General features: G+C 70.0%; 16 protein-coding genes. 12 read left to right on the top strand and 4 right to left on the bottom strand.

The window, feature by feature from the left end; genetic code table 11:
* Positions 1-1,090: 1,090 nt before the first annotated feature.
* From ABD350_RS17355 to ABD350_RS17345, 3 genes are all read right to left on the bottom strand, one after another.
* Positions 1,091-2,356: a CE1 family esterase gene (locus ABD350_RS17355; protein WP_344349028.1), complete on the bottom strand. Its 1,266-nt coding sequence runs from the start codon at positions 2,354-2,356 to the stop codon at positions 1,091-1,093.
* Positions 2,357-2,396: 40 nt separating this feature from the next.
* Positions 2,397-3,749, bottom strand: coding sequence for a glycoside hydrolase family 43 protein (locus ABD350_RS17350; RefSeq protein WP_344349092.1), 1,353 nt, complete (start codon positions 3,747-3,749; stop codon positions 2,397-2,399).
* A 124-nt stretch (positions 3,750-3,873) separates the two neighbouring features.
* Positions 3,874-5,520, bottom strand: coding sequence for a glycoside hydrolase family 27 protein (locus tag ABD350_RS17345; RefSeq protein WP_344349027.1), 1,647 nt, complete (start codon positions 5,518-5,520; stop codon positions 3,874-3,876).
* A 668-nt stretch (positions 5,521-6,188) separates the two neighbouring features.
* Between ABD350_RS17345 and ABD350_RS17340 the strand changes: the two genes are divergently transcribed.
* The 11 genes from ABD350_RS17340 to ABD350_RS17290 all read left to right on the top strand — a co-directional run bounded on the left by ABD350_RS17340 (position 6,189) and on the right by ABD350_RS17290 (position 18,565).
* Positions 6,189-7,295: a ricin-type beta-trefoil lectin domain protein gene (locus tag ABD350_RS17340; protein WP_344349026.1), complete on the top strand. Its 1,107-nt coding sequence runs from the start codon at positions 6,189-6,191 to the stop codon at positions 7,293-7,295.
* Positions 7,296-7,819: 524 nt separating this feature from the next.
* On the top strand, positions 7,820-8,830 hold the full coding sequence (locus ABD350_RS17335) for a LysR family transcriptional regulator (protein ID WP_344349025.1): 1,011 nt from the start codon (positions 7,820-7,822) through the stop codon (positions 8,828-8,830).
* Positions 8,831-9,655: 825 nt separating this feature from the next.
* On the top strand, positions 9,656-10,342 hold the full coding sequence (locus tag ABD350_RS17330) for an N-acyl amino acid synthase FeeM domain-containing protein (protein ID WP_344349091.1): 687 nt from the start codon (positions 9,656-9,658) through the stop codon (positions 10,340-10,342).
* 18 nt (positions 10,343-10,360) lie between these two features.
* Entirely contained in the window at positions 10,361-11,962 is a 1,602-nt protein-coding gene (locus ABD350_RS17325) for an NAD(P)/FAD-dependent oxidoreductase (protein WP_344349024.1), read from the top strand.
* A 29-nt stretch (positions 11,963-11,991) separates the two neighbouring features.
* A complete protein-coding gene (locus ABD350_RS17320) occupies positions 11,992-12,552 on the top strand; it encodes a carboxymuconolactone decarboxylase family protein (protein WP_344349023.1) in 561 nt (186 codons plus the stop codon).
* Between the two features lie 13 nt (positions 12,553-12,565).
* Positions 12,566-13,255: a ferritin family protein gene (locus ABD350_RS17315; RefSeq protein WP_344349022.1), complete on the top strand. Its 690-nt coding sequence runs from the start codon at positions 12,566-12,568 to the stop codon at positions 13,253-13,255.
* Between the two features lies 1 nt (position 13,256).
* Complete coding sequence (locus tag ABD350_RS17310) at positions 13,257-13,949, top strand: iron-containing redox enzyme family protein (protein WP_344349021.1); 693 nt, start codon at positions 13,257-13,259, stop codon at positions 13,947-13,949.
* Positions 13,950-13,951: 2 nt separating this feature from the next.
* Positions 13,952-15,550: an AMP-binding protein gene (locus ABD350_RS17305; RefSeq protein ID WP_344349020.1), complete on the top strand. Its 1,599-nt coding sequence runs from the start codon at positions 13,952-13,954 to the stop codon at positions 15,548-15,550.
* Between the two features lie 2 nt (positions 15,551-15,552).
* Positions 15,553-16,341, top strand: a complete 789-nt coding sequence (locus tag ABD350_RS17300; protein WP_344349019.1) for an alpha/beta fold hydrolase — start codon at positions 15,553-15,555, stop codon at positions 16,339-16,341.
* Positions 16,338-17,213, top strand: coding sequence for an alpha/beta fold hydrolase (locus ABD350_RS17295; protein WP_344349018.1), 876 nt, complete (start codon positions 16,338-16,340; stop codon positions 17,211-17,213). Before ABD350_RS17300 ends, ABD350_RS17295 begins: the two co-directional genes overlap by 4 nt.
* On the top strand, positions 17,210-18,565 hold the full coding sequence (locus ABD350_RS17290; protein ID WP_344349017.1) for a M20 metallopeptidase family protein: 1,356 nt from the start codon (positions 17,210-17,212) through the stop codon (positions 18,563-18,565). The genes ABD350_RS17295 and ABD350_RS17290 overlap by 4 nt, the downstream gene beginning before the upstream one ends.
* Here the strand turns inward: ABD350_RS17290 and ABD350_RS17285 are convergent.
* Positions 18,555-19,538 carry a DMT family transporter gene (locus tag ABD350_RS17285; RefSeq protein WP_344349016.1) on the bottom strand — a complete coding sequence of 328 codons (984 nt, stop codon included), beginning with the start codon at positions 19,536-19,538 and terminating at the stop codon, positions 18,555-18,557. The genes ABD350_RS17290 and ABD350_RS17285 overlap by 11 nt on opposite strands.
* Before the next feature lie 485 nt (positions 19,539-20,023).
* Between ABD350_RS17285 and ABD350_RS17280 the strand changes: the two genes are divergently transcribed.
* Complete coding sequence (locus ABD350_RS17280) at positions 20,024-20,698, top strand: lytic polysaccharide monooxygenase auxiliary activity family 9 protein (RefSeq protein ID WP_465270412.1); 675 nt, start codon at positions 20,024-20,026, stop codon at positions 20,696-20,698.
* Positions 20,699-21,280: the final 582 nt, after the last annotated feature.

The following is a 21,280-nucleotide window of genomic DNA, read 5'->3' as shown; positions in this document are numbered from 1 at the left end:
CGATCACGGCAGCCGCGCAGTCTTCCGCCTCGTGGGGGACGTGCGGCCCATGAGGGTCGCCGTTGACGGCCATCGAGGATGCGGCGGCGGGTACGGCCACCGCCCGGGGTGTTTCCTGCGGCAGGTGATGAATGACGGCGCACAGCATGAGCGCCACCACGAGGATGCCGCGGATCACCGGGTCGGGCCGGCGCCGCCGGACCGAGCCGCCGCGGGCCGGTGAGGCGGGTGCGGGCGGGCAGAGATGTGTCGGCACAGGTCCTCCGTGTTGCTGCCACGTCTCCGGCGGGGAAGGACGGAGCGAGGCGCGAACATGGGGTGGGGGCAGGACGGTTCGACGAACGGGACGCCCGTCCTGAGCACGGGATACGACGCTCGTCGCGCGGAAACAGTCGGCCCGGACCGGTGACAACCGGCAGACCGGCTGGCGGACTTCGTACTCCTAGACCTGGCGCACCACGGAGGCTGCTCTTGGAGCCGGGGGGTACGCCTGGTCTATGGTCCTGCCTGCGGCCGGGCCTCGAAGCGTCGAGGCGGGGTCGGCACTCGTCGATGCGCGCACCGGCGCCGCACAACAGGGCGATGCCAGGGCGGAACCTTGCTGGGGCTGCCCCGGGAAGCACTGTTCACCGGGATGCCAGGGCTCGTGGCCGCCATGACGGCACTCGTGTTCCGTCGCGAAGGACGACACGGGCTCCAGGATCGCGGCGCGAGGGCCGTCTGCCGGCAGGGCCGCGTTGGCCGTTGTGCTGATGGGGAGGTGGTCCCTGTCACCGTCCACGTGCACCCCGTGTGCCATCAGGATGCCGAACAGGAGCACGGCCAGGGCCACCACGTGCGGCAGCGGACCCGCAGCAGAGCGGGCCCTGACCACGCGCCAGGACGACCGAGCCGTAACCATGCCGTGATCCTAGCTGCTCGTCGGCCGTGCTCGGCCGGCGATCCCAAAATACGGTGTCGACTCGCCAGGTGAATGGCTTGTTCGCTGCGACAAGTCCGGCGAAGCGGCCTCCTGTCGGAGTGCGCGGTAGGGCCCAGGAGGAACCGGTGCGCGGCGGGCGTGCACCGGTTATCGCTCAGTGGCCTCCGGTCATTGCGGCGTGCTCCCCGTGGTCGCGCAGGCCGCGCCGTTGAGGGCGTAGGAGCCCGGGGCGGCAGTGTTGCCGCTGTGGGTGGCCTGGAAGCCGATGGCGACCGACGCGCCGGGAGCGATGGTGGCGTTGTGAGAGACGTTCCTGGCCGTCACCCGGCCGGAGGCGGGCGAGTAGTCCGCGTTCCAGCCGGAGGTGATGGTCTGGCCCTCGGGCAGGGTGAAGGCGAGAGACCAGCCGTCGATCGCGGTCGTGCCGGTGTTGGTGACGGTGAGGCTCGCGGTCAGGCCGGTGTTCCACGCGTTCACGGTGCCGGCGACCTGGCAGGCCGTCGTACCCGGGGGCGGGGTGGACGTCTGGAACTGTGTGAAGAACGTCCATATCTCTTGCGGCAGCCAGGTCCTGGAGCCGCTGTCGCCCGGGGCCCCGTCCTGCGGAGCGGCGATGTGCCCTTCGTCGAACGCGGCCCAGACGACCGGGTGCCCGGCCGAGCAGCCCGAGTAGGCGGTGACCCGGTGGGTCAGGCTGCCCTGGGCCGGCCCGGGCGGGTTCTGCGGGGTGCAGCCGTTGTTCCTGACGAACCGGTCCCGCATCGCCCGTCCGCCGGAGATGCCGAGGACGCTGTCCCTGAGGCCGTGCACTCCGAGGTAGGCGATGGGCCGGGTGCCGTCGCCGCATCCGCTGAGCACCCCGCCGCTCTGGACCGCGACCGCGCGGAAGACCGTCGCGCGGGAACACGCGAGCGAGTACGACATGGCGGCGCCGTAGCTGAACCCCAGGGCGAAGCGCTGTGTCTGGTCGACGCACAGGTCCGCCTCGATCCGCCGGATCATGTCGTCGACGAAGGTGATGTCCTCCCCTCCGGTGTTGGCCCAGCCGTTGTTGAGACCCTGGGGGGCGACGAAGACGGCGCTGTTGTCCGCCAGTCGCTGGAGCCCGTAGTAGGCCCAGGTGCCCGTGTCCACGGTGCGGCCGGTGGCGACGTCGGTGGAGGTGCCGCCCAGCCAGTGGAACCCGAACACCAGCCGGTAGGCGCGGCCGGGGTCGTAGCCGTCGGGCATCTTCAGGATGAAGCTCCGGTTCTTGCCGCTGCTCTGGATCGTGTACGTACCGCTCGTCAGGGTCGGGGCCTTGCCGCATCCGGGGCTCGCGGCAGCGGCGCCGAGGGGTGCGGCAGCGGCTGCGCCCAGGGCCGTGCCGGCCATGCCGAGGACCGTCAGCACCACGAGCAGGGCGGTCCATGAGAGGGATCTCGTCCTTGTCATCGTGCGGCTCCCTTCTGTCGGGGCATCGCCCTGTGTCAGGTCAGGACGTGGCGGGGGTGAACTGCCACCAGTCGACGTTGAGCAGGTAGCCGCTGCCGCCGGTGAACCGCAGGTAGAGGTCCTGGGTTCCGGTGGCGCCGCCGACCGGGCAGGTCACCGACGTCCAGGTCTGCCAGCCACCGGTGTGCGGCACACCGCACCGGCCCACGAGCGTCCCGCCCGGGGAACCCAGCCGCAGTTCGACGGTGCCGCCGCCGCTGCCCGAGGCCACGCGCGCCGTGAAGGAGGACGCGCCCGGTCCGAAGGCCACGCCCTTGACCTTGATGTAGTCGCCGTTGTCGATCCAGCCGACGTCCATTCCGCCTTCGCCGGCCGGTTCGGTCTCGATCCCGGATCCCCAGGCGATCGTCTCGGCCTCCTGGCGTACGTACGGGTTGAGCGTGCCGATCTGCGGCGCGCCGGCGTTGGTCATGCCGATGGTCGGGATCGTGCCGTCGGCGTTGTAGGAGAACCGCTCCACCGCGACCGAGCGGGTGAAGCCGCCGCCGCCCGGCAGCGCACCGTTGTGGTAGAAGAAGTACGAATTGCCCTTGAAGTCAACGATCCCGGGGTGGTTGGTGAAGCTGCCGCCCTGGGTGGGCATGACCGTGCCGCGGTAGGTCCAGGGCCCGGTCGGACCGGGCGCCGTGGAGTAGGCGATGAACTCCGAGCAGCACTTGGCCGCGAACACCAGGTAGTACAGGCCGTTCCGCTTGTAGACCCAGGGTCCCTCCTCGTACAGGGTGGGGCGGTTGGGGTCGCCGGTGCGGGTGCCGAACCCCGCGGTGGTGAGCGGGATCTTGGTGGGGCCGCCCGAGTAGGAGGTCATGTCGGCGTTCAGCTTGACGTACCACAGGTTCGGGTTGCCCCAGTACAGGTAGGCCTGGCCGTCGTCGTCGATGAAGACGGTCGGGTCGATCTCGCCGTTCTCCACCAGGGGATGGCCGAGGGCGTCCCGGAAGGGGCCGGTGGGGCTGTTCGACACGGCCACGCCGATGGCCATCCGGCCGGTGGCCCGGTTCTTCACCGGCACGTACCAGTAGAACCGGCCGTTGCGCTGCACGGCCTGGCCCGCCCAGGCGTCGGCGGACGCCCAGCTGAAGGTGGCCAGGCTGAGCGGTGAGCCGTGGTCGGTCCAGTTGACCATGTCGGCGGAGGACCACACACGCCAGTCCTTCATGGTGAAGTAGGTGGAGCCGTCCTCGTCGTGCCCGGTGTAGAGGTAGACCCGTCCGTCATGGACCAGCGGGGCCGGATCCGCGGTGTAGACGTGCTGCACGATCGGGTTGTCGGCCCTGGCCGGCGTGGGCCGCAGCGCGGCGGGGACGACGGCGAACGCCAGCAGAAGACCCATGGTCCAGGCGACTGCCCGGCTGAGTCTCGTGCCGGCGGCGGACGACAGCCGAACCGGGATCGTCATCGTGGCCTCCTCGGGACGTTGACGGACGGCCGAGCTGTCGGCCGGTAGGCGGGGTCGCTCATGGGCGGGACCACTTCTGGGAGGTCCGGCCGTCGCAGGCCCACAGGGCCAGCGGGGTGCCGTTGGCGGTGCCCGCGCCGGTGGTGTCGAGGCACAGGCCGGCGTGGACGTTGCGGATCGTGCCGTCGGGGGCGAGGGTCCACTTCTGGTTGGCCTGGCCGTTGCAGGGCCAGGTGATGACCCGGGTGCCGTTGGTCGTTCCCTGGTCGTAGGCGTCCAGGCACTTGTCGCCGTAGACCCGGATCTCGCCGCCCGCCCACGTGGTCCACAACTGGTTCGCGGCCGTGTGGCAGTCCCAGAGCAGCACCGTGGCGCCGGCGGCCGTGGAAGCGTTGTCCACGTCGGCGCAGCGGCCGGACGCGCCGCCCCGCAGACGCGAGGTGGTGGCCGCCAGCGGGCTGCCCCCGGTCACCCGGAACACGGCCACGCCGTGCGCGGGGACGTTCGCCGAGATGGGCCCGGACGTGTTGGACGTAGCGCCGGTCCACAGGTCGGTGAGGGTGAACGGGCCGCCGGTCAGGCCTACTTGCGCGGCCGAAGCGGTGACGGTCGCGGCGCCCGCTGTCCGGTTGAACAGTCCCACCGCGACCGAACCGTCCGACAGGGGCTTGGCGAACACCTCGGTGGCTCCGTCGTCGCGCACCCTGCGCCCGCCCGCGCCCAGCGGGTCCTGGTTCACCGCCAGCAGACGCGGATTGCGCAGGACGGCACTCACGTCGGCGGACATGGTGCGGATGTCGCTGCCGGCCATGAGCGGGGCTCCCAGCAGGGCCCACAGGGCGAAGTGGGACCGGGACTCGGTCAGCGACAGGCCGGGGCGGCCGACGACCAGCATGTCCGGGTCGTTGAAGTGCCCCGGGCCCGACTGCGCCGCCAGCGGCGCGGTGACGTCGAGGACGTTGCCGACGCCCATCGGGTAGCTGTTGGTGTTGCCGTTCTGCCAGATGTCGAGCAGGTCCTCGGTCGTCCGCCACAGGTCGGCGACCTGGCCCCAGTCGTAGGTGGCGCCGGTGATGGCGTGCAGGCTGTTGGGGTTGATGCTGTAGACGATCGGACGGCCGGTGGCGCGCAGGGCGTCGCGCATGAGCGTGAACCGCGCGACCTGCTCCTCACGGGTGCCGCTGGAGGAACACCAGTCGTACTTGAGGTAGTCCACGCCCCACGAGGCGAACGTGGCGGCGTCCTGGGCCTCGTGGCCCTTGCTGCCGGTCGACCCCGGATAGGAGCCCGTGGCCTGCGCGCAGGTCCGCTCGCCCGGCACCTGGTAGATGCCGAACTTCAGGCCCTTGCCGTGGATGTAGTCCCCGAGCGCCTTCATCCCGCTGGGGAACTTGGTGGGATTCGCCCGCAGGTTGCCCTGCGCGTCACGCTGCGGGTCGAACCAGCAGTCGTCGACCACCACATACCGGTAGCCGGCGTCCCGCATACCGGAGGACACCATCGCGTCGGCGGCCTGGCGGACCTGGGCCTCGGTGATCCCGCACCCGAAGCTGTTCCAGCTGTTCCACCCCAGCGGCGGGGTGAGGGCCGGGCTGCCCGGCGCGGCCGAGGCGGTGGAATGCGAGGCGGCCGTGAGGGACGCGGTGACCGTCAGCACGGCGGTCGCGAGGAGGCGGAGCAGTCGTCCGCCTGATCGTCTGGGCATCAGGGGCTCCTTTCCCGTGGGAACGTCACGCCGTGAGCGGCGGCGGGTGACGCGTGGGGTGGTGGGCGGAGTGGTGCGGGGCGGTGGTGGTGCAGGGGGTGGTGGCTGGGATGTCAGGCTCATGACATCGAACTGAAGCGAGGTTCGCAATTTCGAACGGCATTCGGAAAGTTGGATCCTCATGGATGCTAGAGAGACCTCCGAACATGTCAACACCGCCCACCCTCCGGACTTCACCACCCAGCCCACCAGGGTCGCATATGGGCGCCGAACTCGGGCTTTACCCCATTGCGCCCATAGAAGTGGAGGCGTAGCCCACCGCGAATGTTTCGAATCGAGAGACGAATGATGCAGGAAGGATTGACGAGTTCCCTCGACCGCCTATCATCCAGGTTGCTCGATAGGTCAACCGGTGTTCGATATCACGAACTTATGAGCCGACCCGGTCATTCCGCACACACGAAGCGAGCAACAGCAACCGACGGCCCACGCAAGGAGAACGGCACACGGATATGCCAACCCGGAGCAGCCCCGACCCGCCGACCGGCTGACCGGGCCACCGTGCAACGCCGACGGGACAGCGCTACGGCCGAGCCGCCTGCATGAACGGCGTACAGCCCCCGTCGCCTCAGCCATCGCTCCCAGAAGAGTCAGAAGAGGACGTCTGCATGAGAAAGACCTGGATTCTCACCCTGGTCACCCTTGTCGCTGCCGCGCTCGGAGTCCTGGCGGCCGGTACGCCACCTGCCTCCGCCGCCTCGAACACACCCCTGCGTCTCATGCCGTTGGGCGACTCCATAACCTGGGGCGTGGGAGGCAGCACGGGCAACGGCTATCGGGGGCCGTTGTGGAACAAGCTCGCGGCGGACGGCCATCCGCTGGACTTCGTAGGCACGTTGCGGAACGGTTCGATGCCGGACCCCGACAACGAAGGCCACTCCGGATACCGGATCGACCAGATCGCCGCACTCGCCGACGCCTCGCTGACCCGCTACCGGCCCAACGTCGTGACGCTGCACATCGGAACCAACGACCTCCAGGGGGCCTCCGAAGCCGACACCGCCATCGCCCGGCTGAGGTCGCTGGTCGGTCAGGTCACCGCCGACGTCCCCGACGCGACCGTCCTCGTCGCCTCCCTGGTCGTGTCCACCAGTGCCTCGGAGGAGCGGTTCCGGGGCGCGTACAACCAGGCCGCCTCCCGCATCGTCGATGACGCGCGGGCCGCGGGCAAGCACGTCGCGTACGTGGACATGAGCAGCCTGACCACGGCCGACCTCGCCGACCCTCTGCATCCCAACGACGCCGGCTACCAGAAGATGGCCGACGCCTTCTACCGCGGCATCCAGTCGGCGGACAACGCCGGATGGCTGAAGAACCCCGCCCCCGCCCCGACGCGCGTGCAGTCCGGCATCGCCGGCAAGTGCCTGGACGTCAACGGCGCCAACAGCGCCGACGGGACCGCCGTCCAGACCTGGAGCTGCGGCAACGGCGCCAACCAGGTGTGGTCCGCCTACACCGACGGCACCCTCCGCTCCATGGGCAAGTGCCTCGACGCCGCCGGCGGGGGCACGGCCAACGGCACCAAGGTGCAGATCTGGTCCTGCCACGGCGGCGCCAACCAGGTCTGGCAGCCCTACAACGGCGGCTACCGCAATGCCGCCTCCGGCCGCTGCCTCGACGTTCCGGGCTTCTCCACCGCCAACGGCACGCAGCTCCAGCTGTGGGACTGCACCGGCGGCACCAACCAGAAGTGGACCACGCTGACCGCCGGCTGACCTCGAAGCGCGGCCTGCCGCCACGGCCCGCGCCGCACCGGGCACCGTCGCCACCCGGCGGACCACTGACACCTGCGCGGTACGCCGGTCACCGGCTCACCGTCGGCGGCACTCCGGCCACCGGATCACCGTCGGCGGCACGCCGGCCCAGTCATCGACGCGTCCACCCGGACCATCGGACGCCCGCCCTCCTCCAGGATCTCGCCACGCCCCGTGGCTGCCTGGCCCATGCGGCCAGGCAGCCAGGCGGCTCAGCCCACGGGCCGGCAACTGGAGCAGTGGAGCAGTGCGGTGCCGGATCGACGAGGAGTGACCGAACCGGGCTGCTGGTCATTCACTGCCACCTCACTCGTGTCTTCTGTCGACTCGGGCCGCCGCCCGCGCCGGCGGTGAGCGGCCCCGGCAGCGCGCGGCCGGAGGTTCGCGGGCTCGGGCGTGCCCTCCCCGGCCGTGGTTGCGACCCGTTCTGGCCTGCAGCATCATGAGGGTTTTGAATGATCTGCCGGGCCAGCTGAGAGGCTTTCATGAACGTCGGCATCACGCACTTACGCGCTTTTCTCGCCGTCCTCGACAGCGGCAGCTTCAGCGGTGCGGCGGACGAGCTCGGTATCAGCCAGTCGGCGGTGTCGCACTCGGTGGCCGCGCTGGAGCGTTCCCTAGGCACGTCCGTACTGGTCCGCACCGGTCGGCCCCGCCCCACGGCGTTCGGTGAGCAGATCCTCGCTCCGGCCCGGCAGGCCGTGGCCGCGCACGCGGCCATCTGCGAACTGACGGCCCGGCGCAACCGGCAACCGTCCGGGACGGTACGGATGGCCGCCCCGCCAACGGCCTGCCAGGGCATCCTGCCGACCCTCCTGGCGCGCTGGCAGGAAGCGTTCCCGCGGCTGAACGTGGTGCTCCTGGAAGGCGACGACAGCGAGGTCGAGGAGTGGCTGCGGTGCGGCGCCGTCGAGCTGTCGGTCCTCGTCGGCCGACCGTCCAAGCAGGGCGTACTGCTGTCCACCGACACCTTCCAGGCGCTGTTGCGACGGGACCACCCGCTCGCCGCCGAGTCGCGGATCGATGTCGCCGATCTCGACGACGACCCCCTGATCGTGTCGACCGGGGGCTGCGAGAAGTACGTCCGGCAGGCGTACCGACTGGCACGCAGGCCCCTGCCCGAGGGCCACCGGGTACGGGACATGGGGACCTTGCTCAGCATGGTCCGCAGCGGAATCGGCGTGTCGGTCGTGCCCGGCCTGACGGCGACGATGCTGGACCACCAGCTGGTCATGGTGCCGCTGGCCCAGACCGTCACCCGCAGCCTCACCCTGACCGGTCCGCTGGACCGTCCCTGGCACCCGCTGGCCGAGATCCTCGCGAGCTGGTGCCGACAGCACCTGGTGACCGGCCAGGACACCGGCGCGATTTCCGCGGCGATCCCGGCGGGCGGGGCACTGCCTGTGCGGACCCGGCCGGTCGCCTCTCGGTCCGCCGCCTGCGCGCGAACGGAGCGGCTGGTGGTGTCCGGGGTCTCGCAGGCGCCGACGGTGTGACGGGACGCGATCCCGACCGCGGCATACGAACGATCGTGACCGGCTTGGTGAGCAGCGGTCATGCCTTGCGGCGAGCACGTCCTGGCCGGTGGCCGTGGTCCGTCTGCTGCCGCGCCGCCGGACACGGTGGTCGCACACGTTGACGCGTCGGGCGGAAGACATGGGCCGGGTGGTCGGCTGTGGTCGGCGGTTGTGCAGCAGCGCCCGTCTCCTCGACGAGCGCGTCCGAAAGGTCCCGGCGTGTGGCGGCGCAGTGCGGCCCGGGCGGTCGGGCGTTGAGGGGGAGCATGCCGTTCGGGAGGGTTCTGGCAGTCTGCTCGTATCCGCGACACCGCGTCAAGGACATGGCGTCGATCCGTGCCGGTGGCAGCCGGGCCGGTCTCCGTGTCGCCGATGGCAGCGGCCGGGGGCGGCACCGGCCTGGCCGGACACCGTGCCGCCGGGCCCTCGTGCGTGACGGCCGGTAGCGCGTCTACCCTGATCGGTCGAACCGTGCTGCCCTGTTCTTCTGCCACACGCCTGTGCTGTCCTGTTCTTCTGCCACAAGCCTGGGCTGCCGCTTCCACCAGGTGTCCGCTGCATGGCGCGGCACGGGGTTGGCCGAATGCCACACCATGCCCGCTCGCCTTCCCTTGCTGATCCGCGCAGCAGGCCGTTAGTCTCCTGGAATTCCAATCAAGCGCGAGATCGCTCATCCTGCCGCAGCGTCACCAAGGTCATTTCAAGTGCCCCGGACGACACGTGTGTGGTGATCATGGAAAGCAACTCGGAATCAGGCGTTTCCGCACGTTCCGCGCGCTCGAACCGACCAGCGGATAAAGGCAGATCAGCCAAGGTTCCATCGGGCTGGGAATTCCACGAAAACCCAAGGATCCGAATCAGCCGTTCTTCCTCTATACAGCCTCCAGCGAGGCGGACTTCGAAGCCGTGGATTCGCTGTGGGAAGCGGTGTACGGCGACGAGTGCGGCTGGCTCCCCCCGGCGGACGGACCCCGCCACAAGGACCGCTACGACGACCGGTCCACCTACCTCCTCGCCCGCGTCGAAGGCACCGTGGTCGGCACCATGCGACTCGTCGAGGACGGGACCGGGGGCCTGCCCATCGAGCAGTTCGTCGCCATCGACGAGCTGCGGGCCCCCCGACGACGGCTCATGGAGTGCCAGCGTCTGATGATCCTGCCGGAGTTCCGCAACCGGCGGTACGAGCAGATGCCGTACGGGGTGCTCGCCGCCCTGGTCAAGGGGTGCATCCACTGGTGCGTCGTCCACGACGTCACCCACATCGTGGCCGACCTGTTCACCGAGACCACCACGACCCCCATCGGGCCGCTCGTCGCGCTCGGTTTCGAGGAGACCGGAAAGGAGTTCATCGACACGGAACTGGAGGGTTCCGGGCGGAGTATCGCTCTCCTGCTGCGCGTTGCGGAACTCTTCTCGCGGCCGTTCCGAACCGAGGCACCGTTCTACCGCTATCTCATGGAGTACGACGAAGTCATCAACGTGCACCACTGAGCAATTAAGGGCGGAAAAATGAGGGACGACACAGCCGAATACGACGTCGTGGTCATCGGTGGCGGGCCCGGAGGCTCCATGGCGAGTACCCTGCTCGCCCAGTCCGGAAAGCGCGTCATTCTGTTCGAGTCGGCAAAATTCCCGCGTTACCACATCGGGGAGTCACTGCTGTCGGGGACCGCCGACCTGCTCAAGAAGATCGGTGTTCTGGAGAAGCTGGAGTCGGGCGGGTACATCAAGAAGTACGGCGTCGAGTGGGTGTGGGGCGAGCGGCGCGAGCCCTGGACGGTCTACTTCAAGGACGCCCTCGCGATGCCGTACGACTACGGGTACCAGGTCGAACGGGGTGCCTTCGACCAGCTCCTCCTGGAGAACGCCCGTGAGCACGGCGTCGACGCCCGTGAGCAGCACCGGGTCACGGACTTCGCCATCGGTGACGACGGCACCACCCGAGTCGACTACACCGACGAGGCAGGCGGCGGCAAGGGATCGGTGACCGCGCGCTGGATCGTCGACGCCTCGGGCCAGGGCGGTCTGGTGACCAGGCGCCTGCACCAGCAGGAGTGGGATCCCTACCTGAAGAACATGGCACTGTGGACCTACTGGCGCGGCGCCGAGCGTCCCGAGGGCCTGGACGCCGGCAACACCTTCCTGCCCACCTTCGACGAGGGCTGGTGGTGGTTCATCCCGCTGCGCGACGACATCACGAGCGTGGGAGTCGTCGTCGACCGTCAGGCCTACCTGAAGCACAAGGACTCCGGCCTCGAACTCTTCTACCACGACTGCCTGTTGCGGACGCCGGAGCTGGCCAGGAGGCTGAAGAACGCCGAGCAGAGGGAGAAGGTCCGCGCCCAGCGCGACTGGTCGTACATCTACGACCGGTTCAGCGGGAACGGCTATATCGCCGTCGGTGACGCGGCCTGCTTCATCGACCCGCTCTTCTCGACCGGTGTGCACCTGTCGATGCTCAGCGGCTACCTGGCCGCGGTGTCGGTGAACACCATCCTGGACAAGCCGGAGATCGGCCGGGACAGGGTGCTGGACTTCTACGAGGAGGCGTACCGCAAGGAATTCGAGCGGCTGCGCGCCCAGGTCTACTTCCTCTACGCCGGGCACGGAGGGTCGAAGGAGTCCTACTTCTGGCACGCGCGAAGCCAGTTCGACGTACCCGGCATCGAGCCGGAGAAAGCTTTCATCTCCCTGATCGCCGGGGCCTTCCAGCACCGTTCGTGGTACCGGAGGTATCTGGCGCAGTTGGACGTGCCCGACGAGCTGCGCACCACCATCGAGGGCATCTTCGAGGGCAAGTCCGCCGGCGTGAACGTCGACTGGCAGCTGCCGGTCACCCTGGCCGACGGGACCGGCGTCGTGGAGGACCTCGCGGTGGACGGAGCGCATCTGCGGCCCGCGCCCGTGCTGCGTCCGCCCGCCGGCTCCGGCATGCCCGTCACTCCCGCGGTGTCCGCCCTGATGAACCTCGCGGACGGTACCCGGTCCGCCGAGGAACTCGTCAACCTGCTGGTGGAGAAGGAACTTGAGCAGGCCGACCGGGCCAGGGCACTGGTGCACGAAGCCATCGCCTTCGGCGTGCTCGCCCCGAAGACGTCCGCCGGCGACTGACCGCACCGTCGATCGACAAGGAGCGACACATGGCACTGGTTGCCCTCCAGCAGGACGGCGACGCCTCCCCCGAGGTACGCTCCGTCTTCGCCGCCGTGGAGAAGGAGTACGGTTTCGTCCCCAACATCCTGCGGGCGATGGCGCACTGCCCCGACCTTCTGCAGGCCTTCGTGCCCTTCTGGGCCCAGGTCTACAGTTCCCCCGTGATCGGCTCCCGGCTGCGGGCCCTGGCGGCGCTCGGCACCGCGAAGGCCCAGGAGTGCACCTACTGCATCGCGCACATGAGCGCTTCGGCACGCCGGGCCGGGATGGACGAGAACGAGATCCGGGCCATCGGTGACTCGGTCGCCCAGCAGCGGATGTTCGACCCCCGGGAGTCACTCATCCTTGAGCTGGCCGACGCCCTGACCAAGGACCCCGACGGCACGACCGACGAGCTCCGGGAGCGCCTGCGGAGCACCTTCAGCGAGAGCGAGATCGTCAACATCGTGCTCGCCATCGGCACGTACAACCTCACCAGCCGGTTCCTCAAGGCCCTGTCGATTGACGTGGAAGACGTCTTCGCCGAGGTGCCGCCCCGCACCGAGTGAAGGAGACAGCGCCATGAGCACGCCCACCTTGAGGGACGAGATCATCGAGAAGCACGGCAAGAACGCCTGGGACCTGGTGCTGACGGTCTACGTGAACTTCTACTATTCGGAGCTGGAGATCATCGATCTCTGCGCCCGCTGGATACCGCGGCGGGACGACCTGCGCGAGAAGCAGTACCTGCTGCACCACGCGTCCGACGAGATCGTGCACGCGCGGCTGTTCAGGGAGGGTGTCGAGCGGTTGGGCATGCCGTGGGACGGGTTCGACCACGGCAAGTACCGCATCGACGACATCGACCGGCGCTTCCGCAAGCTGTACGAGAGCGAGGACGAGATCGAGGTCCTCATCGGCCTGAACCTCTACGCCGAAGGCGTGCTGGCCATGGAGGAGCTCCACCAGCTCGGCCGGAACAAGCCGGAGTACTTCCCGGAGTTCAGCAGGATCGAGCGCGAGGAGCGGCGCCACATGGGCTTCGGTGTGTCCGTGGCCAAGCGGCTGCTCGACGAGAGCGAGGAGACCAGGCGCCGCGGCATCGAGTACTGCAAGTGGTACCAGGAGCACCTCGACAACTACCTCGGCGGTGAGCTGTCCCAGACGATCTCGTGGGCGATCGACCAGGGATTCGTCCAGGACGACTACATCCCGCGCACCCGTGAACGGTTCAACGAGACGATGTCCAAGCTCGGCCTTCTGGAGGTGTGACATGGCGGCGGATCCGTACCAGCGGGCGGTCGCTGAAGCCGCGCGGGTTCAGGCGGACTACATCGAGCAGCACCCGTTCGTCGAAAGCATCATGAAGGGGACCCTGACTCCCGCCGTCTACGCGGCCTATCTGCGCGAGACCTACCACCTGGTCACCCAGACGCCGTACTTCCTGTCGGCCGCCGCGGCACACAGCGACGAGGAATGGCTGCAGGACTGGTTCCTCGACCTGGCCCGGGACGAGCGCCACCACAACCGCCTGTGCGTGCGCGACCTGAAGAAGATGGGTTACGACCCCGACACGTACCTCGGCACCATCCCGGGGCTCGGCACCTGGACCATGGTGGGCCAGAACCACTACCTGGCCCGCGCCGGCAATCCGGTCGGCATCATCGGGTTCGCCGCCGCGACGGAAGGGCTCGGTGCCGCGCTCGCGCCCAAGGTCGCCGCAGCGATGCGGCAGTACGAGTTCGCCAAGGACGCCCTGTCCTTCCTCAAGGTGCACTCCACGGAGGACCAGGAGCACATCGAGACGGTGCGCAAGGGGTTCCTGCGCTGCGCCGAGGACTCCGAGGCCTACACCGTGATGGTCGCCGCCTGGAAGTACACCCTGCGTGCCTACGCCCAGCTGTTCACCGACGCACTGGAGCGGGGATCCTCCGACCTGGCCGCGGCGGCCCCGCGGATCGGCTGAGCATGGGACCGGCGGACAACACACACTGCTCCCTCACCGAGATCGTCGCCGCCATGCCGCAGAAGCGGTCCAGTACCCTGCTGTGCCGGCGCGGTGGGACCCTGACGCCGGTCTCCTACCCGGACTGTCACCGTGACGCCCTGCTGCTCGCTTCCGCTCTGCGGCAGCGGGGCGTCTCCCCCGGCGACCGGGTGGCGATCCACGGGACGACGTCGTACGAGTGGGTCCTGGCCGATCTCGCCGTCCTGGTCACCGGGGCGGTGTCGGTGGCGCTGTATCCCAGCGCCCCCAAGGACCGGGCGGTGTCCGTGGCCCGTGAAGCCGGCTGCCGGATGGTGCTCACCGACCGTGCGGACTGCGCCGCGGAATTCCGCGCCGCAGGGCTGGACGTGGTGTATCTGGCCGACGGCGACGGCAGCGCGCCGTCGGTCGCGGAGCTGCTCGGTGCGGCCTCCGGCGGCCGCGCGGCGTTCGAGATCGCGGACCGCGGCGACGGTCCCTTCACCATCGTCTCGACCAGCGGCACCCTGTCCGAACCGAAGCTCTTCGCGGTCCACTCCGCTCCTCTGCTGTACACCATGGACCGCTTCGCCGAGCTCTACGACTTCGGGGGCGGGGACCGGCTGCTGCTCTATCTGCCGCTGTCCCACCTGCCGCAGCGCATGATGCTGTACTGGGGCCTCGGCGCGGGCATGGACTTCGTCCTCACCGATCCGGCGCACATCGCGGCGGACAGCGGCGAGCTGTCCCCCACGCTCCACGTCGCCGTCCCGCGGTCGCTGCAGCACCTGCACAAACGGGCCCGGGAGATCGCACGCAGGCAGGGCGTTGCGGACAGCGACGGCGGTATGACGAAGGCCTACGCCTCGGTCTTCGGCCCGGCGCTCAAAGCGGTCTTCGTGGGCAGCGCGCCGACGGATCCGGCGCTGCTGACGGATCTGCGGTCCGCAGGAGTGCCCGTCTACGAGGTCTACGGCACCACCGAGCTCGGCATGATCGGCCTCAACGTTCCCGGTGCGACCCGGACCGGCACGGTCGGACGCCCCATCCCGTGGGGTGAGGTGCGGACCGACCCGGCGACCGGTGAGATCCTCGTCCGCACCCCCACCCCGTTCCGCTACGGGGAGCTGCTGGGCTCCCGCATCATCCCCGTGGTCCGCGACCGCGACGCCTGGTGGCCCACCGGAGACGCCGGAGTCCTCGACGCGGACGGCTACCTGACCGTGTACGGGCGCATGCGGGACTTCGTGGCCCTGGCCAACGGGGAGAAGGTCTTCGTGCGGCCGCTGGAGGAAGCCGCGGCGGCCGCCACCGGCGCCGGACTGTGCACCGTCATGAAGACCGACGCCTCACACCTGGGGGCCCTGCTCTTCTTCGATCCCGCCGCCGCCGAGGGCGTCAGGATCGAGGAGGAGTGCCGCACCATGCTCAGCGCGGTGAACCAGCACCTGCATCCATGGGAACGCATCCATTCCTTCTCGGTGGTGGACCGCATGCCGTCCGTCGAGGACGGCTGCATGACGGAGACGGCCAAGCCCCGCCGCCACAAGATCGAGGAGATGTACGGCAACCGGGCCCAGTGGCTCAGCGTGAGGGGATGACCATGGCACGACAGACCGCGGATCTCCGAAACGGCCGGATCAGCTACCGACTCCAGGGAGAGGGCCGGCCGCTCGTCCTGCTGTCGACCCTGGCCGGTACCTGGATGCGCCAGTCCTCCGAGCTGTCGAAGCACTTCACCGTGCTGACCTACGACATGCGCGGCTTCGGCGACTCGCCGTCCGCGCAGGACGGCTTCCCGTCCAACGCCGAGCACGCCGACGACCTGGCCCGCCTGCTGGACATCCTGGACCTGCCCGAGGCCTCGGTGCTCGGGCTCTCCCACGGTGGCCTCGTGGCCCAGCATTTCGTCCTGCGCCACCCGCAGCGGGTCAGCCGGCTGGGACTGGCCGCCACCTTCGGCCGGCCCGGGAACTCCACGGGCATCTTCCTGAAAATGCTCTACGGCTTCCTGGAACGCGAGGACCTGCCGAACTTCTGGGAAGTGCTGAAGAGCTTCCTGTTCTCCGCCTCCGGCTGGGACCGGATGACACGCATGGAGGGGCCGCTGCGCAGCGCCATGTTCGACCAGTACACCACCGCCGCACTGCGAAGCATCTACGGTCAGGCCCGCGAGCACGACCTGCAGAGTGCGCTCGGCACCGTGCGCGTGCCCACGCTGGTGATCGGCGGAGCGGAGGACATGCTGTTCCCGCCCGCGGTGACCGAGGCGCTCGCCGCGGCCATCCCGGGCTCGTCGCTGGAGTTCCTGCCGGCCGCCCACGTACCCCCGGTGGAGGCGCCGCTGCCGTTCAACAAGATCGTCACCGAGTTCTTCGGAGCCGACCGGTGACGGCGACAGCGCAGGAGCTGGGGGCCGGCCGCCTCCTGGACCTGACGGACGCCCAGGTGTGCGTCTACGAGGCCGGTCGGCGTGACGGGCCGCCGCTCGTCTTCCTGCACGGCTTCCTGACCTCGGCCTTCACCTGGCGTGACATCTACCGGGAGTTCACCGACGAGTACCGGGTGATCCTCCTCGACCTGCCCGGCAGCGGCGCGTCGCCGGCCCCGCGGGTCACCGGGTGGAACGCCGAGCGCTGTGTCCGGCTCGTCGACGAGCTGTTCGACGAACTGCACATCGACAAGGCCGTGCTGGTCGGCAGCCAGATGGGAGGCTCGCTCGCCGCCTGGTTCGCCGCCCTGCGCGGCGAACGCGTCGACCGTCTGGTACTCATGGCTGCCGGTGCGCTGGGCGAGGCCGAGGCCAACCTGACGCTCTACCGGTTGCTGGCCCACCGGTGGCTGGGGGCGGCGGTCGCCCGTATCTTCCCCCGCCGCGTCTTCGAGCAGCGGTGGCTGGCGGCGCACGGTCCGGGATACCGGCCCGCGCCCGGCGTGGTGGACCGCTACTTCCGGCAACTGCGGCGTCAGGGGGCTCGGATGGCGCGGGTGGGACTCGATCTGCGGCTGAGCTACGGGGAGTCCTTCGACGCGCTGGCCGGGCCGATCGGCGGCCTGCGCGTGCCGACGCTGCTGATCTTCGGGCAGGAGGACCGGCTCGTACCCGTGTCCACGGGGCGGCGCTTCGCGTCCCTGCTCGCCGACGCGACACTGGTGGTCCTGCCGGGATGCGGGGACTTCCCCCAGGAGGAGAAGCCGGGCGAGGTCAGGCAGGCCATCGCCGGATTCCTCGGCAGGACCGGCCCGCCCCGGGCGGACCGATGACGGAATCGGACCGTACCCCGCTTCCCGGGAAGGCAGCGGCGACGGCGACGACGACGGGCGGCCGCCGGCCAGGCCCCGTACCGAAGGCGGAGCCGGACCCGGCCGCTGCCCGCCGCGGGTCAAAGGCCGCGCAGCACCGGCTGGTCCGGCTGCGGCGGGCGCTGCACCAAGTGCCGGAGACGGGGCTCCATCTGCCGCGCACCCAGGCACTGGTGCTCGAGGCACTCTCCGGGCTCGGGCTGGCCGTCACCACCGGCCGCCGGCTCAGCTCGGTGACCGCCGTGCTGGAGGGCGCGCACCCGGGTCCCACGGTGCTGCTGCGCGCCGACATGGACGCCCTGCCCATCGCGGAGCCGGGCGGGGCACCCGCCGCGGCCACCGGTGCGCACATGCACGCCTGCGGGCACGACCTGCACACCGCGATGCTGGTCGGCGCCGCTCATGAACTCCACCGCCGACGGGACCGGGTGCACGGCTCGGTAGTCCTGATGTTCCAGCCGGGCGAGGAGGAAGGCGCCGGGGCGCGGCTGATGATCGAAGAAGGGGTGCTCGACACCACGGGGGAGCAGCCGGTGGCCGCCTACGCGCTGCACGTGGCCGCGGCGTCACTGTCCTCCGGCGTGATCGCCACCCGCCCCGGGACCCTGATGGCGTCCTCCGACACCATCAGGGCGACGGTGCGAGGGCGCGGCGGGCACGGTTCCGTCCCGCACGGCGCGCAGGATCCCGTACCGGTCGCCTGTGAGACCGTCCTCGCCCTGCAGTCCATGGTGACCAGGCAGTTCGACATCTTCGACCCGGTCGTAGTGACCGTCGGCAGCATCCACGCCGGCCGGACCGGCAACGTCATCCCCGAGACGGTCACTTTCGAGGCCACGGCGCGCTCCTTCACCCCGGCGGCACGACGGCGCCTGCGCGAGGCCGCCGTACGGACCATCCGCAGCGTGGCCGAGGCGCACGGTCTCGGGGCCGAGGTCGAATGGGCGGAAGGGTATCCCGCCACCCGCAACGACCCGGCGGAGACGGCCTTCGCCGCCTCGGTGGCCCGCGGGCTGCTGGGCGCGGACCGGTTCGCCGAACTGCCGCGGCCGGTGTCCAGCTCCGAGGACTTCTCCTACGTCGCCGAACGGGTGCCCAGTGCCTACCTGCTGCTCGGCGCCTGCCCACCGGACCGCGATCCGGTGACCGCGCCCTACAACCACTCCCCGCAGGCGGCGTTCGACGAGTCGGTGCTCTCCGACGGGGCCGCCCTGCTCGCCGAACTCGCCGTCCGGCGGCTGGCCGAGGCCCGTGCGCCGGCGGTGGCCGCCGCCGACGCCGACGGCCACCGCGGCGTCCCGGTCACCGGCTGAGTTTCCGCCCGGGCTCCGCGGCGGCAGCGGCAGGTGCCCCGGCCGCCGGCGTGCGGCGGCGGCCCGGCCCCCGGGTCAGCAGGACGCCCGCGACCACCAGGACGGCACCGGCCACGGTGTTCCAGTTCAGCAGCTCCGACAGCAGCAGGGTGCCGAACAGGGTGGACCACACGGGGACCACGTAGGTGACCGTGGAGGCGATGGTCGGCCCGGCCTCCCGGATGACCCGGAAGTTGAGGATGTAGGCCACCCCGGTGCCCAGGGCACCGAGGGCCAGCAGGCTGACCGCGGCGCGCCAGCCGGGCCATTCGGGCGCGCCGGCCATCACCGGAGCGGCCACGACCAGCTGCGCCGTGGCACACACCAGCTGGGTGGTCGACAGCGCGGCCGCGGAGCCCTGACGACCCGAGAAGAACCGCCGGGTGTAGGCGAACCCGACCCCGTAACACAGCGTCGACCCCAGACAGGCGGCGGCACCCGTCAGTGTCGCGTCGCCCAGCCCGTTCCAGATGCCCAGCACCACCAGCACCCCGCAAAAGCCGGTGAACAGGCCGACCAGCCGGCGCGACGTCAGCTGTTCCTGTGGGACCAGCAGCAGCACGAAGAACAGGGTGGTAAGGGGTGTCGTCGCGTTGATCACGCCGGCCAGCAGCGAGCTCACATGGGTTTCACCGTAGGCGAGCAACGCGAACGGCAGCGAGTTCAGGAAGAGCGCCACCACCAGGGCGTGGCCCCAGGTCGCCCGGTCGCGCGGCAGGGCGGCACGCTGCGCAACCAAGATGGCCGCCAGGGCCAGCGCCCCGAACAGACACCGCCACAGCGCCACCCAGATGGGCGGGACGTCCGCGTTGACGGCCACTTTGATCAAAGCGAAGCTGGCCCCCCAGATGAGCGACAGGGCCAGGAACCCCGGCATCCATCGGGCCGGGGCCGGGGCCTTCGGTTCCGCGGCCTTTTCCGCTTTCTGCTCCAAGTCCACTCCTCACCTAGACGTCGGGCGTTTCCCTCTCGCCGAATGGTGCGATGGTGCGACCCTCCAGAGGCGAGAGTCCAACAAGCGGCACGCCGGATTCATGAACGGCACTCATGGCGAGTCGCGAGGCGGGGGGACGGTGGCTGGTGACTGGTGGCCGCTGGCCGGGGTCGGGGTCAGGGCTGGGGCCGGGATCAGGGTGGGGGCGGGGGTGGGGTCGGAGTGGGGTGGGGCCAGGGTCGGGGCTGGTCGCGGCCGCGGCGGCCGTGGCGCGTGGCAGGGGCGTCCTGCGGGGTCGCGGCAGGCCCGGCCCCCCTGATCGCCCTCCACCGCAGCGTCGCTCCCCCTCCCGGCTCACGGCAGATTCGCTGCTCACCACCCAATCCTGTGATCAACTCTGTTCGTTTCATTGACATTTCACTCAGGAGTCCTACCGTTGGGAGCGCTCCCATAACAGCCTTGCAACTGGAAGGAGTTCCCCCCACATGCGCAAACAGAGTCCGTTAAGCGGGCGTTCGCGGTCGTCCCTGCGCCGGCCTCTCCAGGCGCTCGCCATGCTGTTCGCCGTGGTTGTCGGCGCACTGACCTGGTCGGCCCCCGCCCAGGCTCACGGCACCATCGTCGACCCCGCCTCCCGCGCGTACCAGTGCTGGAAGACGTGGGGCAGCAACCACACGAACCCGGCCATGCAGACCCAGGACCCCATGTGCTGGCAGGCGTTCCAGGCCAACCCCGACACCATGTGGAACTGGATGAGCGCACTCCGCGACGGCCTCGGTGGCCAGTTCCAGGCGCGGACCCCCGACGGGACGCTCTGCAGCAACAACATCGCGCGGAACGCCAGCCTGAACAAGCCCGGGCCGTGGAAGACCACCACCGTCGGCAACAACTTCTCGGTCCACCTGTACGACCAGGCGTCCCACGGTGCCGACTACTTCAAGGTCTACGTGAGCAAGCAGGGCTTCGACCCCAAGACCCAGACCCTGGGCTGGGGCAACCTCGACTTCATCACGCAGACCGGCCGCTTCGCCCCGGCGCAGGACATCACGTTCCCCGTCCAGACCTCCGGCTACAGCGGACATCACATCCTGTTCGTGATCTGGCAGGCCTCGCACCTCGACCAGGCCTACATGTGGTGCAGCGACGTGAACTTCGGCTGAGCCGGGGAGCGCCGCACACGGCACGACCTCGGCCGGGCGTCCGGTAACCCGCCGCCCGGCCGACCGAGCCCCGTAGGGGCAGGGGACTCATGCGGTCACCCTGCCCCGACGGGGCTTCCCGCGCTCCTCGGCGGTGAACCCGTGGACGACCGCCACCGCTGACGCACAAGGGCCGCCGCTGCGCGCACGGTTCTGACGCGACAACGGGGGCCGCTACGTCACCTCAGGCCGACCACGGCCCTGTGGACGATCGCGTGCAGGTGTCCGTCAACCCGCCCGGCAGCCGGAGGAATCGGTGGGTTGCGCGGCAGTCAGGATCGGTGCCCGCCCGCTGGCCGCACGCCCGGCCCTTTCAAGCGCCGCCCCGGATTTCCTCCTGCCGGCCCTCGCCGATGTCGGCGGGGGCGGTAGTAGAAGCAGTCACGGTCGCGCGGGTGTGTCTCCCCCAGTACCGCCAACTCCGACTGGACCGCGGCTGCGGCCCCGACTGCGGCTCCGCCCGTGATCTCCGCCCGGGCCTAGGCCGTTTCCTTCGGATCACCTCGCCGACCAGATGAAGATGGCGGCGAGGTGGAGTCCGGC

The sequence above is a fragment of the Streptomyces nogalater genome, from assembly GCF_039532885.1.
GTDB lineage: Bacteria > Actinomycetota > Actinomycetes > Streptomycetales > Streptomycetaceae > Streptomyces > Streptomyces nogalater.
Note: the sequence above shows the minus strand (reverse complement) of the source record. Positions and strands in the feature narration are given on the sequence as shown.

What these genes read in the sequence shown, in the direction of transcription:
- ABD350_RS17355 (WP_344349028.1), bottom strand. Translation starts at nt 2,356, where the DNA reads ATGACAAGGACGAGATCCCTCTCATGGACCGCCCTGCTCGTGGTGCTG.
- ABD350_RS17350 (WP_344349092.1), bottom strand. Translation starts at nt 3,749, where the DNA reads ATGGGTCTTCTGCTGGCGTTCGCCGTCGTCCCCGCCGCGCTGCGGCCC.
- ABD350_RS17345 (WP_344349027.1), bottom strand. Translation starts at nt 5,520, where the DNA reads ATGCCCAGACGATCAGGCGGACGACTGCTCCGCCTCCTCGCGACCGCC.
- ABD350_RS17340 (WP_344349026.1), top strand. Translation starts at nt 6,189, where the DNA reads ATGAGAAAGACCTGGATTCTCACCCTGGTCACCCTTGTCGCTGCCGCG.
- ABD350_RS17335 (WP_344349025.1), top strand. Translation starts at nt 7,820, where the DNA reads ATGAACGTCGGCATCACGCACTTACGCGCTTTTCTCGCCGTCCTCGAC.
- ABD350_RS17325 (WP_344349024.1), top strand. Translation starts at nt 10,361, where the DNA reads ATGAGGGACGACACAGCCGAATACGACGTCGTGGTCATCGGTGGCGGG.
- ABD350_RS17320 (WP_344349023.1), top strand. Translation starts at nt 11,992, where the DNA reads ATGGCACTGGTTGCCCTCCAGCAGGACGGCGACGCCTCCCCCGAGGTA.
- ABD350_RS17315 (WP_344349022.1), top strand. Translation starts at nt 12,566, where the DNA reads ATGAGCACGCCCACCTTGAGGGACGAGATCATCGAGAAGCACGGCAAG.
- ABD350_RS17310 (WP_344349021.1), top strand. Translation starts at nt 13,257, where the DNA reads ATGGCGGCGGATCCGTACCAGCGGGCGGTCGCTGAAGCCGCGCGGGTT.
- ABD350_RS17305 (WP_344349020.1), top strand. Translation starts at nt 13,952, where the DNA reads ATGGGACCGGCGGACAACACACACTGCTCCCTCACCGAGATCGTCGCC.
- ABD350_RS17300 (WP_344349019.1), top strand. Translation starts at nt 15,553, where the DNA reads ATGGCACGACAGACCGCGGATCTCCGAAACGGCCGGATCAGCTACCGA.
- ABD350_RS17290 (WP_344349017.1), top strand. Translation starts at nt 17,210, where the DNA reads ATGACGGAATCGGACCGTACCCCGCTTCCCGGGAAGGCAGCGGCGACG.
- ABD350_RS17280 (WP_465270412.1), top strand. Translation starts at nt 20,024, where the DNA reads ATGCGCAAACAGAGTCCGTTAAGCGGGCGTTCGCGGTCGTCCCTGCGC.